Source organism: Qipengyuania sp., from assembly GCF_964227205.1.
Taxonomy (GTDB): domain Bacteria; phylum Pseudomonadota; class Alphaproteobacteria; order Sphingomonadales; family Sphingomonadaceae; genus Qipengyuania.
The window spans coordinates 695221-709510 of record NZ_CAXQVB010000002.1; the positions used below are offsets into that span (position 1 = coordinate 695221).

A 14290-nucleotide genomic window follows, 5' to 3' on the forward strand; every position below is an offset into this window, starting at 1 on the left:
ACCGGGCTGCCCTTCGCGTTTTTCGTACTTGTCCGCAGACATCAGTGGATGGCAGCGCCCCAGCCGCCCCAGACATACACGGCGACGAAGAGGAACAGCCACACGACGTCGACGAAGTGCCAGTACCATGCCGCCGCTTCGAAGCCGAAGTGCTGCCGCGGGGTGAAGTGGCCCTTGTAGGTGCGCACGAGGCAGACGATCAGGAAGATCGTGCCGACCAGCACGTGGAAGCCGTGGAAGCCGGTCGCCATGTAGAAGGCCGAGCTGTAGGTGTTGCCACCGAAGCCGAACGGCGCATGCGCGTATTCATAGGCCTGGATGCTCGTGAACAGAATGCCGAGCAGGATGGTCAGCCACAGCCCCTTCTTGAGTCCTTCGCGGTCGCCATGGATCAGGCTGTGGTGCGCCCAGGTCACCGTGGTGCCCGAGCACAGCAGGATCAGCGTGTTGAGCAGCGGCAGGCTGAACGGATCGATCACCGCTTCGATCGCCTTGGGCGGGAAGACCCCGCCGACGACGTCGGACAGCTCGCTGGGGAACAGCGCGAAGTCGAACCAGCTCCAGAACCAGCCGACGAAGAACATCACTTCGGAAGCGATGAACAGGATCATGCCGTAACGCATGTGCAGCTGCACGACCGGCGTGTGATCGCCGCGCTCGGCTTCCTTCACGATGTTCGAGAACCAGCTGAAGAAGGTGGCGATCAGGCCGGCGATGCCGAGGCCGAGCACAAGGTGCGCACTCGCCATCTCGTGCATGTAGAGCACCATGCCGCTGGTGAAGGTCAGCGCCGAGATCGAGCCGATCAGCGGCCAGATATCGGGTTCGAGGATGTGATATTCGTGATTGACGTTGCCAGCCATTGTACTCGCGTCCTGGGTTTCGCTTTGCGGGTGCCCTTAATGCGCCAATGCGCGCGGGTCTAGGGGCTACTCTGCAGATTCCAGTGCCCGGTGGAAAGTGTAGGAGAGAGTGATCTGCTCTACTCCCTTCATATTGGGGTCGTCGAGCGCCTTTGGATCGACGTAGTAGAGCACCGGCATGCGCACCTCCTGACCCGGCTCGAGGACCTGCTCGGTAAAACAGAAGCACTGGATCTTGTTGAAATAGGCGCCCGCCTGCTCAGGCTCGACATTGAATGTGGCGGTACCGGTTATCCGTTCGTCGGAATTGTTCTTGGCGATATAGATCGCCATGTCGCGCTGGCCGATCGTCACCGTGTCGGTGGGATGTTCGGGATGGAAGCTCCACGGAACGTCGGCGGCGGTGTTGCCATCGAAGCGAATGGAGATCGTCCGCGCAGCCGCGCTGTCGGCGAAACGCGCCGCTTGCGCCGCATCGCTCTGGCTGGCCCGCTGAGTAGTACCGCCGAAACCGGTCACCTGGCAGAACATGCGGTAAAGGGGGACGGCCGCAAAGCCGAGGCCGAGCATGCCGAGCGCCATAAGGATGGCAATCATGGCGGTGCGGGTCTTGCGTGTATCGAGGGCCTCTACACTCATACCGGGCCTCACATCCGCGCGATGGTGATCACGTAGAACAGCAGCGCCAGAAACAGCAATATGCCGCCCACCACGAGATTGCGGCTCTTCTGTCGGCGACGGAACTCGGCTTCTTCTTCGGGGGTCATGCGATCCATCCGTTGTTGGCCAGGACCCGATCCGCCACCAGCGCGGCGAACAGGGCGAAAAGATAGAGTATGCTGAAAGCGAACAGGCGCTTCTCGGGCTTCATTGTATCGGTCTCCCCTGTCTGCCGGAAGGCGACGGGAAGCGAAAGCGCAAGGAAAGCAAGCGACAGTGCGAGCGCCGCAATACCGTAAACATAGCCCGTCCCGCCGATGAACCACGGCGCGGCGGCGATCGGCACCAGCAGCACGGCATAGACGAAGATCTGGCGGCGGGTCGATTTCTCCCCTTTGACCACCGGCATCATCGGGATGCCGACATTGGCATAATCGGTCTTCACGAACAGCGCGAGTGCCCAGAAATGCGGCGGGGTCCACATGAAGATGATCAGGAACAGGAGTACCGGCATCAGCGTGATGTCACCCGTCACCGCGACCCAGCCGATCAACGGCGGGAAGGCCCCTGCTCCGCCGCCGATGACGATGTTCTGCGGCGTGCGCGGCTTGAGCCAGATGGTGTAGATCACTGCGTAATAGACGATCGACAGCGCAAGGATGGCTGCGGCGAGCCAGTTCACGCCCAGCCCCATGATCAGCACCGAGGCGACCGAGATGAGGACGCCGAAATCGCGTGCGTCGGTGCGTTGCAGGCGGCCAGCCGGCAACGGCCGCGCCTGGGTGCGCTTCATGCCGGCGTCGATATCGGCTTCCCACCACTGGTTCAGAGCCGCCGCGCCACCCGCACCGAGCGCAATGCACAGGATAGCGGTGAAACCAAGCACCGGGTGGATGCTGCCGGGTGCGGCGAGCAGACCGCACAGTCCGGTGAAGATCACCAGGCTCATCACGCGAGGCTTGGTCAGCGCAAAGAAATCGCGCCAGTCGGCGGGCAGCTGGGAGGGAAGGGTCTGGGTCATGGAATCGGGCGCCATATAGGGCGTTAGAGGCGGTTTAGCCAGTCGATCAGGATGGCATTCACGGCATCGGGCCGTTCCTGCTGGGTCCAGTGGCCAACACCTTCCAGAATATGGCCTTCGACTGCGGGGGCGAAAGCCGTCATCATCCCGATCGGATCGGTGACCGCGCCGAACAGGAAAGTCGCCGGATCACGGGTCCCCCCGATGAACAGGGCAGGCTGTTCGATCGCCCTTCCCTTCCAGGCTTGCAGCCAGGCAAAATCAGCCTCGTGATTGCGGTAGCGGTTGAGCGGCCCGCGAAATCCCGAGGACTTGAATTCCGCCTCGTAGAAATCGAGATCGTCCTCGGTCAGCCAGGGAACCGGCTCGGGATCGGGCAGACCTTCGAGAAAGGTCGCGCCGACCGGCTTGTTCCAGTAATCGCCCGGCGGCACGTCGCCGCTGATCGAATACATCATCCGCTCGACGAATTCGCGCGGGTCCTTCTCCGCCTCGGCCTCGGCAATGCCGGGTTCCTGGAAATATTCCTGGTAGAAGAAGCGCCCCTGGCTGGTGAAATGCTCGCGGAAGACCTCGGTGAAGGGTCTGTTCGGCACGCCGGCGAAGGGCACAGAGAGCCCGGCAACAGCACGAAAATCTTCGGGATGGGTGAGCGCCGAATTCCACACGATCGGCGCACCCCAGTCGTGTCCGATCAGGATCGCCTTTTCATCGGGCGAGAGCGCGTGCCGCAGGCCGACGAGATCGCCGACGATGTGTTCCATGGCATAGGCGCCGACGGGGTGCGGCTTGTCCGACCCGCCATAGCCGCGCACGTCGATCGCGCAGGCGGTGAACCCGGCATCCGCGACGGGGCCGATCTGGTGCCGCCAGCTGTACCAGCTTTCGGGAAAACCGTGGACCATGATGGCGAGCGGCCCCTCGCCTTCGATGGCGCAGCGCAGGCTGACCTTTCCGGTATCGACGGTGTGCATACGCGGCATGGCCTTACTCCCTTGGGGCATGAAAAAGCGGCCGATCCACCATGGGACCGGCCGCTCTTTCGTGTCCAGTCTTTCGACCGCAGGATCAGGCGGGCTTGGCCTCGCTCAGATGATCGTGCGCCGTATGATGATCCTCGATCACCGGCAGGGTCGAGAACTGGTGGAACGGCGGCGGGCTCGACAGGCTCCATTCGAGCGTCGTTGCGCCTTCGCCCCACGGATTGTCAGCCGCCTTCTTGCCTGCGGTGAAAGCGTAGACGAGGTTGATGAAGAAGAAGATCATCGAACCCGCCATGATGACGTAACCGAGCGAGCTGATCTCGTTCCAGTAGGTATAGGCATCCGCGTAATCGGGATAACGACGCGGCATGCCCTGCAGGCCGAGGAAGTGCTGCGGGAAGAAAATCACGTTCACGCCGATGAAGAAGCCCCAGAAGTGCAGGTGGGCCAGCAGTTCGGAGTGCATCTTGCCGCTCATCTTCGGGAACCAGTAGTAGAAGCCCGCGAAGAGCGAGAACACCGCGCCCATCGACAGCACGTAGTGGAAGTGCGCCACCACGAAGTAGGTGTCGTGGACCACGTCGTCGACGCCGCCATTGGCGAGGTAGACACCGGTGACGCCGCCGACGGTGAACAGGAAGATCATGCCGATCGCCCAGACCATCGGGCTCTTGAACTCGATCGAGCCGCCCCACATCGTGGCAATCCAGCTGAAGATCTTCACGCCGGTCGGGACCGCGATGACCATGGTCGCTGCGGTGAAGTACATCTTCGTGTTCACGTCGAGGCCGACGGTGTACATGTGGTGCGCCCACACGACGAAGCCGACCACGCCGATCGCGACCATGGCGTAGGCCATGCCGAGATAGCCGAACACGGGCTTGCGGCTGAAGGTCGAGACGATCTGGCTGATCATGCCGAAGCCAGGCAGGATCATGATGTAGACTTCGGGGTGGCCGAAGAACCAGAACAGGTGCTGGTAGAGGATCGGATCACCGCCGCCGGCAGGATCGAAGAAGGTCGTGCCGAAGTTGCGGTCGGTGATCAGCATGGTGATCGCGGCCGCGAGAACCGGCAGCGCCAGCAGCAGGAGAAAGGCGGTAACCAGCACCGACCACACGAACAGCGGCATCTTGTGCAGGGTCATGCCCGGTGCGCGCATGTTGAAGATGGTGGTGATGAAGTTGGTCGCACCAAGGATCGAGCCCGCACCGGCAAGGTGCAGCGAGAAGATCGCGAAATCGACGGCGGGACCCTGCGAGCCGGTGGTCGAGAGCGGCGCATAGACGGTCCAGCCAGTGCCCGCTCCAGGCCCCGTACCGCCGGGCACGAAAAGCGAGAACAGCAGCGAGGCGAAGCCGGCCACAGTCAGCCAGAAGCTGATGTTGTTCATCCGCGGAAAGGCCATGTCGGGCGCGCCGATCATCAGCGGCACGAACCAGTTGCCGAACCCGCCGATCATCGCCGGCATGACCATGAAGAAGACCATGATCAGGCCGTGGGCGGTGATGAACACGTTCCACATGTGGAGGTTCTGGTCCATCTGCGTCGGATCGGCACCGAAGAACGGCGCCACCTGGTTGAGGACCTGGAGACCCGGCTCGGCGAGCTCCCAGCGCATGATGCCCGAGATCGCGCCACCGATGATGCCGGCGATGATCGCGAAGATCAGGTAGAGCGTGCCGATATCCTTGTGGTTGGTCGACATGAACCAGCGCGCGAAGAAGCCGGGCTTGTGATCGGCGTCGTGCGCATGGTCCTCGTGGTGGGCCTCGAAGTGGTCGGCGGTGGTAGCCATCGTGCTGTACTCTCGAGCTAAACGAAAATCTTAGGCGGTCGGGGCGGCAGGAGCCGCACCGGCTTCGGCGCTTGCGGGTTCAGCCGCCGGCGCGGCCGCGGCAGCCGCTTCTTCGGCGCCGGCGATCTTGCCGCCCTGCGCCAGAACCCAGGCGTTGTACTGATCCATCGGCAGCGCTTCGACCGCGATGGGCATGTAGCCGTGGCGCGCGCCGCACAATTCCGAACACTGGCCGTAATAGACGCCGGGCTCGTCGATGAAGAGCAGCTTCTCGTTGAGGCGGCCGGGGACGGCGTCGAGCTTGAACCACAGACTCGGCACCGCGAAGGAATGGATCACGTCGGCGGCAGTCGTCTGCAGGCGGATCGGCACGCCGGCGGGCACGACCATGCGGTTGTCGACCGCCAGCTGGTGCGGCTCGCCGCGGGCATCGGCCTCTTCCTTGGTCAGCATGTTCGAGACGATCTCGAAATCGCCATTGTCGGGGTAGGTATAACCCCAATACCACTGATAGCCTGTCGCCTTGATCGTGATCGCATCCTTGGGCGGCGTCTTGTACTGCGCGCTGAGCAGGCCGATCGAGGGGATCGCGATGCCCAGCAGGATCAGCGCAGGCACGACCGTCCAGATGACTTCGATCAGCGTGTTGTGGCTGGTCTTGGACGGCGAGGGGTTGGCGCGCTTGTTGTACTTGAGCACGACCCAGACGAAAAGCGCGAGAACGAAGACACTGATAAGGGCCATGACCCACACAAGGCCGATGTGCAGTGCATTGGCCTGGTGGCCGATCGGCGAGAACTGCTGCTGGACGTCGATCCCGCCGGGGGTCGGCATACCCTTGCCTGCGGTCGGCTTCATCGGGGTGTAGGCGCCCACGGCCTCGCTCGACGCGTCGGTGGCTCCGGCCTGATCGACCAGTTCGAGCTGCGCGGTATCGGTCGCTTCGGCGGCATCCTGCGCCATGGCGCCCTGCGCGCCGAAAGCCAACATCGCGGCCATCGCCAGACTGGCGACAATGCGGTGGAACCCGTTGAGGGAGCCGAGAATTTTCATCGTCTTGGCACTCTTTCGTGTCGTGTCGTCGTCCGGACCTCTTGACCATGCGAATCCCGCGTGCACGGCGGGACGCATCCCTGTGGCAGGGCCCGATTGCGCCCGCCTATAGGCAGGGATTGCGCCAGCCTCAAGCGGGTGGCCGATAAAAATGTGCAAGCACCTTTGCCTCTTGCGCAAACGCGCGCGAGGCGCTTTGGACGCACGCGCCATGACCGATGAAGAAATCCTCCACGAATTCCGCGCCAGCGAAGCCCTGCTCGAAGGCCACTTCAAGCTCTCGAGCGGACGTCACAGCGGCCACTACCTCCAATGCGCCCGCGTGCTGATGAATTCCGAGCGCGCAGGACGCCTCGCTTTCGCGCTCGCGCAGAAAATTCCGCGCGACATCCGCAGCCAGATCGACGTGGTGGTCAGCCCGGCTATGGGCGGGATCATCATCGGTCAGGAAATGGGCCGGGCGCTGGGCAAGGACGCGATGTTCCTCGAACGGCCCGAAGGCGAGTTCCACCTCCGCCGCGGCTTCCGCCTGGACCCGGGCGCCAAGGTGCTGATGGTCGAGGACGTCGTCACCACCGGCCTCTCCAGCCGCGAGGCGATCGAGGCGGTCGGGCGTGAGGGCGGCAAAGTGATCGCCGAAGTCGCGCTCGTCGACCGGTCGAACGGCTCGGCCGATCTGGGCGTGCCCTTCTTCCCGCTGGTCGACATCAATTTCCCGACCTATGCCGAGGATGAAATTCCCGCAGAGCTCGCGGCCATTCCCGTGACCAAGCCCGGGAGCCGCGCGGCTTGAGCGGGCGCCTGCGCCTCGGGGTCAATATCGACCACGTCGCGACGATCAGGAACGCGCGCGGGGGCGATCATCCAGATCCGGTGCGTGCCGCGGAAATCGTGGCAGCCGTCGGCGGCGACGGTATCACCGCGCATCTGCGTGAGGACCGGCGCCACATCCGCGATGCGGACCTGAAGCGCATCCAGGCGGCAACCGACCTTCCGCTCAACCTCGAGATGGCGGCGACCGAAGAAATGCTGGCCATTGCCCTTTCGCATAAGCCGCATGCCGCCTGCATTGTCCCCGAAAAGCGCGAGGAGCGCACCACCGAGGGCGGGCTCGACGCGGCAGGGCTGCACAACCAGCTTGCTCCGATCGTGTGGAAGCTTGCCGACAACGGCATTCGCGTCTCGCTGTTCATCGAAGCCAGCGAGCGCCAGCTCGAAGCTGCGCAGCGCCTGCGCGCACCGGTGGTCGAATTCCACACCGGCGAATACGCCCACGCAGGCATCGACGGCGATAAAGATCGCGAGGCAACGGAGCTCGAGCGCATCGCGGCGATGTCGAAGCTGGCACGCGAGATGGAGATCGAGCCGCATGCCGGCCATGGCCTCACCTATGACAACGTCAAGCCGATCGCCGCGATACCCGAGCTCGCCGAGCTCAACATCGGCCACTACCTTGTCGGCGAGGCGGTGTTCGTCGGGCTCGAGGCGGCGGTTCGCCGGATGCGCGCACTTATGGATGAGGCGCGATAATTGTCGGAACAGAACGCCTTGAACATCTGGCGCTCGCTCAGGGCCACTTTCTTCCTCTTCCTGATCGTCGTCCCTATCCTCATCGTCGCCAACGTCAGTTCCGGTGAGATCGAGGGAAGCATCGGCGACGATTTGTTGATCCCTGCGGCGGGACTGATCCTGTTCGCGGGGTTTTTAGCAGAGGCGGGCAGACGCACGATCAATCATTTGGCTGGTGCGCCGCTGTGTCGCTGGAGGAGGGATCGATGATAATTGGCCTCGGCTCGGACCTGTGCAACATCGAGCGCATCCAGAATTCGCTCGACCGCTTCGGCGAGCGGTTCGAGAACCGCGTGTTCACCGAAATCGAGATCGCCAAGGCACGGCGCCGCCCCTTCACCATCGCCGGCACCTACGCCAAGCGCTTCGCCGCCAAGGAAGCTTTCTCGAAGGCGGTCGGCACCGGCTTTCGGCGCGGGGTGTTCATGAAGGACATCGGTGTAGTTAACGCGACATCGGGCGCGCCCACGCTTGCGCTCACCGGCGGTGCGGCGATCGTGCTTGCGGAAATGGTGCCGCAGGGCCATGAGGCGCGCATTCATCTTACCCTCACCGACGATCATCCATGGGCCCAGGCCTACGTCATCATCGAGGCCCTACCCCAGTGACCACCGGCGCCACGACAGTGAAGAAGTCCTCCGAAACCGAATCCGACAAGAAGGTCGACTGGATCGCGGAAATCCGCGGCCTTGCCTTGATGCTTCTGGCAGTCTTCGCCTTCCACAGCTTCATCGCCAAGCCGTTCTACATCCCCTCGGAATCGATGATGCCCAACCTGCTGGTCGGCGACCGGCTGGTGGTGAGCAAATATCCGTATGGCTGGAACTGGAGCTCGATCAGCTTCCATCTCGCCCCGCGCGGCCACTGGCGACTGTTCGGCGCGACTCCAGAATATGGCGACATCGTCATTCCGGTGCATCCGTATAAGGACGAGGACTATATCAAGCGCGTCGTCGCCCTGCCCGGCGACCGGATCGCGGTGCGCAACGGCCAGATCATCCTCAATGGCACGCCGGTCGAACAGAAGGTCGAGCCAGCGCTCGACCTGCCGCTTGATGCCAATTCGCGCTGCGACGGCTTCGGCTTCGACGATTTTCGTGCAGTGACCTCGGCGGGAAGGCGCGTCTGCCGCGTGCCGGTATTGCGCGAGACGCTCCCCAATGGTGCGACCTATCTCGTCATCGACCACCAGAACCAGGAACTCGACAATTTCCCCGAGATCACGGTGCCCGAAGACCACGTCTTCGTGATGGGCGACAATCGCGACCACTCCGCGGACAGCCGCGAGCTCAACAATTCGCGCGGCCTCCTCGGTCCAGTACCGCTCGAAAATATCGGCGGGCGCGCCGAATTCATAACCTTCTCGCTCGACGGCACGACCACGCTCAATCCGATCACCTGGTGGACCAGCCTGCGCGAAGGGCGGGCCTGGTCGACCCTGCGACCCGCCATCGCGGAACGAAAAGGCGCTCCCGAGCGCTAAAGGCACTGGATCAGGGGACGCGCATGGCCGACGAGTCGCAGGACAACAGCAGCCGGGATCTCGGCACCAGCCCCTCGCGGATCAACAACCCGCGCATTCGCCATGAAATGTCGCGTGCCATGGTGTGGGTCGCCGTGGTCGGAACGGTTGTCCTGGCGGTATGGATCGCGCGCCCGCTGCTGGTCATTTTCGGCGCAATGGTCTTCGCCTCGATGATCGATGGCGGCGCGCGTCTTCTCGGCCGCGCACTCGATATAAGGCGGAGCGTGCGCGTCGCGATCGTCCTTGCCGCGACCGTCGCCTTCCTCGTCTGGCTCGGCTATTTTGCCGGGTCGACGATTTCGCAGGAAGCCGCCCAGTTCCCCGCGATCATCGAACGCCAGCTGGGCGAGATGTTTGCCTGGGCCCGCGCGCAAGGGTTCCAGATCGACCAGTCGCAGCTGCAGAACTATCTCGGCAATATCGGCAGCGGGATCAGCACCGTCACCAAGGCGCTCGGCGGAATACTGGGCGGAGCGGCGACGATGCTGCTCATCGTGGTGATCGGTGTCTATGTCGCCATCGACCCGCAGCTGTACGAGCGCGGCGTCGCCTGGATGCTGCCGCGCGAACAGCGCGCGCGCTTCTATGTGACGACGGCGCGGATGGGCCAGACCATGCGCCGATTGATGGCGGGCCGCCTGCTCGGCATGGTGGTCGAAGCGGTGTTCACCTATGTCATGCTGGCCGTGGTCGCCCCGCTTGTCGGTATCGGCGTGGTGCCGATGGCAGCTCTCCTCGCGATCCTGACCGGACTATTGGCCTTCGTCCCCAACCTAGGCGCGATCATCTCGGGCGCACTGATGGTGCTGGTCGGATTTTCAGGTGGGGTCGAGATGGGGATATACACGATCCTGGTCTATTTCTTCGTCCAGAACTTCGACGGCTATATTGTCATCCCGATGATCGCCAAGAAGACGGTCGACCTGGCCCCTGCGCTGGTTCTCGCCTTCCAGCTGATCATGGGTATCCTGTTCGGAATTCTCGGCCTGTTCCTGGCCGATCCGCTGCTGGCAATGATCAAGGTCGCGCTGGAACGCCGGGCCGAGCAGGCGGACGAGAACCAAGGCGAAGAGGGTGTCGGCAATGGCGCGTAAGTTTCTCTATTTCGTGGCGGTCTGCATCGTCGCAATCATCGCCGGAGCGATCGCGCTTTCGATCTGGTCGCGCGAGGCGACCGAAATCGCCTTCGTTCCGCGCGGTGAATTCGTCGAGCAACAACCGCTTGCCGCCAATGCCTATCAGGATCCGGCCATGTGGTACTCGCGACCGGGCCTGGGCACGAACGATCCGGCGCGCTACCAGCCTGCCATCGCCCAAACCGTATCTGCGCCCTCGGACCGTCCCGCTTCTCCCGAGGCTCCGGCGGCCGAGCGCAGTCTCGAGGGCCGCAACCCGCTGTCGAGCGCCGGCTCGCTCGCCGGCGAGGCAGCCGATGCCCAGGCCGTGCCCGACTTCGCCGTCTTCTTCGTCCCCCCGACGAGCTATATCCAGGCCGGAGGAGACTGGAACGCAGCTCTCGACGACGAATCGACCGACAACCGGGCGCGGCTGTTTCTCAAGGGCATCGCCAGCCCCTTCAACCGCGCCGACGAACTATGGGCGCCGCGATACCGCCAGGCTGCGGCAGGTGCATTCCTGACCGACAAGCCCGAAGCCCAACAGGCGATCGATGCCGCCTATGCCGACGTTGCGCAGGCGTTCGACTACTTCCTTGCCAGCGTGAACCCCGACGTGCCGATCGTTCTCGCCGGCCACAGTCAGGGGGCCGCCCACGTCCTGCGGCTGCTGCGCGAGAAGGTGGCGGGCACGCCAACCGAAGCACGTATCGCGGCGGTCTACGCGCCGGGCTGGCCGGTTTCGGTCGAACATGATCTTCCCGCCCTGCCCCTCCCCGCCTGCGCTGCGCCCGGTCAGGCCGCCTGCCTCCTCGCGTGGTCGACGTTCTCCGACAACGGCGATCCGCAGATGATCATGCGCCGTTACGAGGCTACCGTAGGGTACGACGGCGAGCGGCGCGGCGATGGGCCGATCCTGTGCGTCAATCCGCTGACCGGCGGGGTCAACGGCGCCGCCCCGGCCGACGCCAACCTCGGCACGCTGGTTCCAGACGCCAGCCTGTCGCGCGGCGAGCTGGTGCGGGGGGTTGTTCCGGCTCGGTGCGGCGCCGATGGTCTGCTGTATATCGGTAATCCGCCCGATCTCGGACCCGGCGTTCTGCCCGGCGGCAATTACCACGTCTACGACATTCCGCTGTTCTGGAAGAACCTGCAGGAGGATGTCATCGCTCGGGTGAAGACATGGACGACGACACGCACATCATAACCGACAGTGCGCTCGTCTATGGCGACGCGCTTCCCGAGGGCGGCGCGCTTTTGGGGCTCGATCTCGGCACCAAGACGATCGGCGTCGCAACCTGCGATCCGGGATGGCGCTATGCAACTGCGGGCAAGACAATCGCGCGCAGCAAGTTCACTAAGGATTGCGGGACCTTGCGCTCGATCGTTGCGGAGCGCTCGATCAAGGGCGTGGTGATTGGCCTGCCGCGCAACATGGACGGAAGCGAAGGGCCGCGGGCGCAGGCCAGTCGCGCCTATGCGAGGAACCTGGGTGTGGCGCTCGCTTTGCCGATCCTGCTGTGGGACGAGCGCTGGTCGACCGCCAGTGCCGAAGCCGCCATGATCGGACAGGATATGAGCCGCGCACGGCGTGCGGAAAAGATCGACAGCCACGCCGCAGCGGTAATCCTGCAGGGCGCGATAGACGCACTGGCCGGCGGCGGACTATAGTCGCAGCCGCCATGCGGCTTATCGATGCTCTCCGGCACCTCGCCTTGGGCGAAGGATCCGATCCCGATACCGGGCTGGCGCATCGTGAACGCTCGCTGTCGCGCGCGCTGGCAGTGCTTGCTACGATCTTCCTGCTGCTGGGCTTCGGGCTCTTCGCCATCCTCTACGGCTGAAGAGCCGCGCGACGCAGACGGGCTTCCTCGGCCAGCATGAGGCTGCCGCCCCGCTCCGCCTCGCGCCACAATCGGTCCCGGTCCTCGTCGCTCTCGAGCAGGCCTGCGCGCGCTTCGAAACTGGCCAGCCGCATGCGGGCGCTCGGATGCGTCCGACCGAACCCTTCCGCAAGATCGAGCGCCTCGGCATCGCCCAGCGCGACCGCGCAGCGCAAGAAGGTCTCGCTGGCAGAGGGATTGAGAATGCGTGCCACAGTCGAGCGCTCTAGATCGAACCCGTACTGGTCGAACCAGTCCTGCCCCGCATCGACCCGCATGAGATTGAGCGAAACCGAAGTGGATACCGGGGGAAGCTGCGCGTGGACATCGACATGCGCGCGATAATGCATGAGTCTGCCTTCATGGAGCGCGCTACGCTCGACGAAACGCAGCGGGACCTCCTCGCCGCCGAAACCGGCGATCGCTTCATAGTCGATTTCGTAGTAGTCGCTGCGATAGCCGGGCCCGAAATAACCTGCGGTGAGAAAATCGAAATTGTGATCGTGCGGGATACCGTAGACGAAACTGCGCGCGCCGCTTGCGCGAAAGCAGCTTTCGTCCTCGCTCGGCCAGATATTGGCGCGCAGGAAACAGCCGCCCCGCAATGGAGAAAGCACGATCGCCTGCGGGCCATAGGCGCTGTCTTCGAAAGCGTCACGATGGCGCTCCTGCAGTTGCGCGACCAGCAGATCGCCGAGAAAGCTGCTGTTGCGGGCGAGCCGTTCAAGCGCCGCTGCGGCCTCCAGTGTGCTGGCATCGTCGTTTGGATTGAAGCCTTCGGCAAGCACCTCCACCGTCTCGGCGAGGCTGGCGGGACAGCTCTGGGTATTGGCGATCACGCGAGGCATGGCGCAGGTTCCAGTTCGGCCAGTTGAGGATGCGTCTGGACCAGATTCGTGCGCAGCTCCTGCGCGGGCCGCGCCAGCGGATCGGCCGGAACCTCGGCGATGCTGGAAAGGGCGCGGAAGCCTGCCGCGGCGTCGAGGGCGAGGCATTCGCGCAGGGCCTGCCAGCGGAACTGCTCGCCACCGGCCCCGTCCTGCACTGCGAGATCGGCCAGGAGTGGCGCGGCATCGCAGCGCCCCATGCGGCCAAGCAGGGTCAGCATCATTTCGTGCCGGCTTTCGCGCCGGTCGCCACACGCGCGATGAACCAGCCTTCCCGAAGGCAGCGCGAATTGCCGCGCAGGCAGCATCTCCTCGCCGGTGCGGGCGAGCCGCAGAACCAGCAGTCGGCTTGCAAGGCTGCGGACGATCCGTGATTGCTTCCTGCCCGAACAGGTGAAGATGGTGCCTGTCGACACCTGTCGGCGGTGCTCCACGATCATGGCATGCTCACCATTTTCGCGGGCGATTTCGAGCATGGATATCTCGGCCTCACCGGCGAGCACCGCTTCATGACGCTCGGCATCGGAGAAAGTCGCGGTCGTCGGGGCGGCGAAATGCGCTCCGCCCTCGTGGAGCGCCAGCCCGAGCGTGGCGCGCCCCTTTCCCGCAATCTGCAGAAAGTGAAATCCAGTGCCGGACTGGTGGCGAAAGGCGAGTAGCGCCAAGGGATAGGCGCGCTGCAGCGTCACCAGGCGCCGCACAAATGGTTCAATTGCCTTTCGCGCAGACCCCTCCGCTGCGAACAGCGCCGCGAGATGCGTGCAGTCGGAAAGCGGAACTCCCGTCCCGTAGGATTCGAGATCCGTCAGCACCGGGGACAGGGCGGGATCGTGCCGGCATTGCGCCATTGCATCGGCTACCGCCCGCTGCATTGCGCGCTGCGCGGCATGATCACCGCGCAGCGCGCCGATCTGCGGATCGATCTGCATGCCC

At 64.1% G+C, this 14290-nt stretch carries 17 protein-coding genes; 9 read left to right on the forward strand and 8 right to left on the reverse strand.

The window, feature by feature from the left end:
- Nucleotides 1–41: 41 nt before the first annotated feature.
- The 6 genes from ACEQZ0_RS05370 to coxB all read right to left on the reverse strand — a co-directional run bounded on the left by ACEQZ0_RS05370 (nt 42) and on the right by coxB (nt 6378).
- A complete protein-coding gene (locus ACEQZ0_RS05370) occupies nt 42–863 on the reverse strand; it encodes a cytochrome c oxidase subunit 3 (RefSeq protein ID WP_370189111.1) in 822 nt (273 codons plus the stop codon).
- A 66-nt stretch (nt 864–929) separates the two neighbouring features.
- Nucleotides 930–1502, reverse strand: a complete 573-nt coding sequence (locus ACEQZ0_RS05375; protein WP_370189113.1) for a cytochrome c oxidase assembly protein — start codon at nt 1500–1502, stop codon at nt 930–932.
- A gap of 124 nt (nt 1503–1626) precedes the next feature.
- Nucleotides 1627–2544, reverse strand: a complete 918-nt coding sequence (locus ACEQZ0_RS05380; protein ID WP_370189115.1) for a heme o synthase — start codon at nt 2542–2544, stop codon at nt 1627–1629.
- A gap of 23 nt (nt 2545–2567) precedes the next feature.
- A complete protein-coding gene (locus tag ACEQZ0_RS05385; RefSeq protein WP_370189117.1) occupies nt 2568–3527 on the reverse strand; it encodes an alpha/beta fold hydrolase in 960 nt (319 codons plus the stop codon).
- A gap of 85 nt (nt 3528–3612) precedes the next feature.
- Nucleotides 3613–5325, reverse strand: a complete 1713-nt coding sequence (gene ctaD, locus ACEQZ0_RS05390; protein ID WP_370189119.1) for a cytochrome c oxidase subunit I — start codon at nt 5323–5325, stop codon at nt 3613–3615.
- 30 nt (nt 5326–5355) lie between these two features.
- Nucleotides 5356–6378 (reverse strand): cytochrome c oxidase subunit II, encoded by a 1023-nt coding sequence (gene coxB / locus ACEQZ0_RS05395; RefSeq protein ID WP_370189121.1) that lies wholly within the window; start codon nt 6376–6378, stop codon nt 5356–5358.
- Nucleotides 6379–6589: 211 nt separating this feature from the next.
- On the opposite strand from coxB, the gene pyrE reads away from it, so the two are divergent.
- The 9 genes from pyrE to ACEQZ0_RS05440 are packed head-to-tail and all read left to right on the forward strand — an operon-like array spanning nt 6590 to nt 12431.
- On the forward strand, nt 6590–7171 hold the full coding sequence (gene pyrE, locus ACEQZ0_RS05400; RefSeq protein ID WP_370189123.1) for an orotate phosphoribosyltransferase: 582 nt from the start codon (nt 6590–6592) through the stop codon (nt 7169–7171).
- Nucleotides 7168–7908: a pyridoxine 5'-phosphate synthase gene (locus tag ACEQZ0_RS05405; RefSeq protein WP_370189125.1), complete on the forward strand. Its 741-nt coding sequence runs from the start codon at nt 7168–7170 to the stop codon at nt 7906–7908. Before pyrE ends, ACEQZ0_RS05405 begins: the two co-directional genes overlap by 4 nt.
- Nucleotides 7909–8157, forward strand: coding sequence for a hypothetical protein (locus ACEQZ0_RS05410; protein WP_370189127.1), 249 nt, complete (start codon nt 7909–7911; stop codon nt 8155–8157). It abuts the gene before it with no gap.
- Complete coding sequence (gene acpS, locus ACEQZ0_RS05415; protein WP_370189129.1) at nt 8154–8555, forward strand: holo-ACP synthase; 402 nt, start codon at nt 8154–8156, stop codon at nt 8553–8555. Before ACEQZ0_RS05410 ends, acpS begins: the two co-directional genes overlap by 4 nt.
- Nucleotides 8513–9430, forward strand: coding sequence for a signal peptidase I (lepB, locus tag ACEQZ0_RS05420; RefSeq protein ID WP_370189130.1), 918 nt, complete (start codon nt 8513–8515; stop codon nt 9428–9430). The genes acpS and lepB overlap by 43 nt, the downstream gene beginning before the upstream one ends.
- Before the next feature lie 23 nt (nt 9431–9453).
- Nucleotides 9454–10566 carry an AI-2E family transporter gene (locus ACEQZ0_RS05425; RefSeq protein WP_370189132.1) on the forward strand — a complete coding sequence of 371 codons (1113 nt, stop codon included), beginning with the start codon at nt 9454–9456 and terminating at the stop codon, nt 10564–10566.
- The gene (locus tag ACEQZ0_RS05430) at nt 10556–11794 is read left to right on the forward strand and encodes a DUF3089 domain-containing protein (protein ID WP_370189134.1); all 1239 of its coding nucleotides are present in this window, start codon (nt 10556–10558) and stop codon (nt 11792–11794) included. Before ACEQZ0_RS05425 ends, ACEQZ0_RS05430 begins: the two co-directional genes overlap by 11 nt.
- Nucleotides 11770–12258 (forward strand): Holliday junction resolvase RuvX, encoded by a 489-nt coding sequence (gene ruvX, locus ACEQZ0_RS05435; protein ID WP_370189136.1) that lies wholly within the window; start codon nt 11770–11772, stop codon nt 12256–12258. Before ACEQZ0_RS05430 ends, ruvX begins: the two co-directional genes overlap by 25 nt.
- Nucleotides 12259–12269: 11 nt before the next feature.
- Nucleotides 12270–12431 carry a hypothetical protein gene (locus tag ACEQZ0_RS05440; RefSeq protein ID WP_370189138.1) on the forward strand — a complete coding sequence of 54 codons (162 nt, stop codon included), beginning with the start codon at nt 12270–12272 and terminating at the stop codon, nt 12429–12431.
- On the opposite strand, the gene ACEQZ0_RS05445 is transcribed toward ACEQZ0_RS05440, so the two are convergent.
- Together ACEQZ0_RS05445 and ACEQZ0_RS05450 are read right to left on the reverse strand one after the other, a co-directional pair.
- Nucleotides 12422–13318: a transposase gene (locus ACEQZ0_RS05445; RefSeq protein ID WP_370189140.1), complete on the reverse strand. Its 897-nt coding sequence runs from the start codon at nt 13316–13318 to the stop codon at nt 12422–12424. The two genes, ACEQZ0_RS05440 and ACEQZ0_RS05445, sit on opposite strands and share 10 nt — an antisense overlap.
- Complete coding sequence (locus ACEQZ0_RS05450) at nt 13306–14286, reverse strand: hypothetical protein (protein ID WP_370189142.1); 981 nt, start codon at nt 14284–14286, stop codon at nt 13306–13308. Before ACEQZ0_RS05450 ends, ACEQZ0_RS05445 begins: the two co-directional genes overlap by 13 nt.
- Nucleotides 14287–14290: the final 4 nt, after the last annotated feature.

What these genes read in the sequence shown, in the direction of transcription:
- ACEQZ0_RS05370 (WP_370189111.1), bottom strand. Translation starts at nt 863, where the DNA reads ATGGCTGGCAACGTCAATCACGAATATCACATCCTCGAACCCGATATC.
- ACEQZ0_RS05450 (WP_370189142.1), bottom strand. Translation starts at nt 14,286, where the DNA reads ATGCAGATCGATCCGCAGATCGGCGCGCTGCGCGGTGATCATGCCGCG.
- ACEQZ0_RS05440 (WP_370189138.1), top strand. Translation starts at nt 12,270, where the DNA reads ATGCGGCTTATCGATGCTCTCCGGCACCTCGCCTTGGGCGAAGGATCC.
- lepB (WP_370189130.1), top strand. Translation starts at nt 8,513, where the DNA reads ATGGGCCCAGGCCTACGTCATCATCGAGGCCCTACCCCAGTGACCACC.
- pyrE (WP_370189123.1), top strand. Translation starts at nt 6,590, where the DNA reads ATGACCGATGAAGAAATCCTCCACGAATTCCGCGCCAGCGAAGCCCTG.
- ACEQZ0_RS05375 (WP_370189113.1), bottom strand. Translation starts at nt 1,502, where the DNA reads ATGAGTGTAGAGGCCCTCGATACACGCAAGACCCGCACCGCCATGATT.
- ACEQZ0_RS05430 (WP_370189134.1), top strand. Translation starts at nt 10,556, where the DNA reads ATGGCGCGTAAGTTTCTCTATTTCGTGGCGGTCTGCATCGTCGCAATC.
- ACEQZ0_RS05385 (WP_370189117.1), bottom strand. Translation starts at nt 3,527, where the DNA reads ATGCCGCGTATGCACACCGTCGATACCGGAAAGGTCAGCCTGCGCTGC.
- coxB (WP_370189121.1), bottom strand. Translation starts at nt 6,378, where the DNA reads ATGAAAATTCTCGGCTCCCTCAACGGGTTCCACCGCATTGTCGCCAGT.
- acpS (WP_370189129.1), top strand. Translation starts at nt 8,154, where the DNA reads ATGATAATTGGCCTCGGCTCGGACCTGTGCAACATCGAGCGCATCCAG.
- ACEQZ0_RS05445 (WP_370189140.1), bottom strand. Translation starts at nt 13,318, where the DNA reads ATGCCTCGCGTGATCGCCAATACCCAGAGCTGTCCCGCCAGCCTCGCC.
- ctaD (WP_370189119.1), bottom strand. Translation starts at nt 5,325, where the DNA reads ATGGCTACCACCGCCGACCACTTCGAGGCCCACCACGAGGACCATGCG.
- ruvX (WP_370189136.1), top strand. Translation starts at nt 11,770, where the DNA reads ATGGACGACGACACGCACATCATAACCGACAGTGCGCTCGTCTATGGC.
- ACEQZ0_RS05425 (WP_370189132.1), top strand. Translation starts at nt 9,454, where the DNA reads ATGGCCGACGAGTCGCAGGACAACAGCAGCCGGGATCTCGGCACCAGC.
- ACEQZ0_RS05380 (WP_370189115.1), bottom strand. Translation starts at nt 2,544, where the DNA reads ATGACCCAGACCCTTCCCTCCCAGCTGCCCGCCGACTGGCGCGATTTC.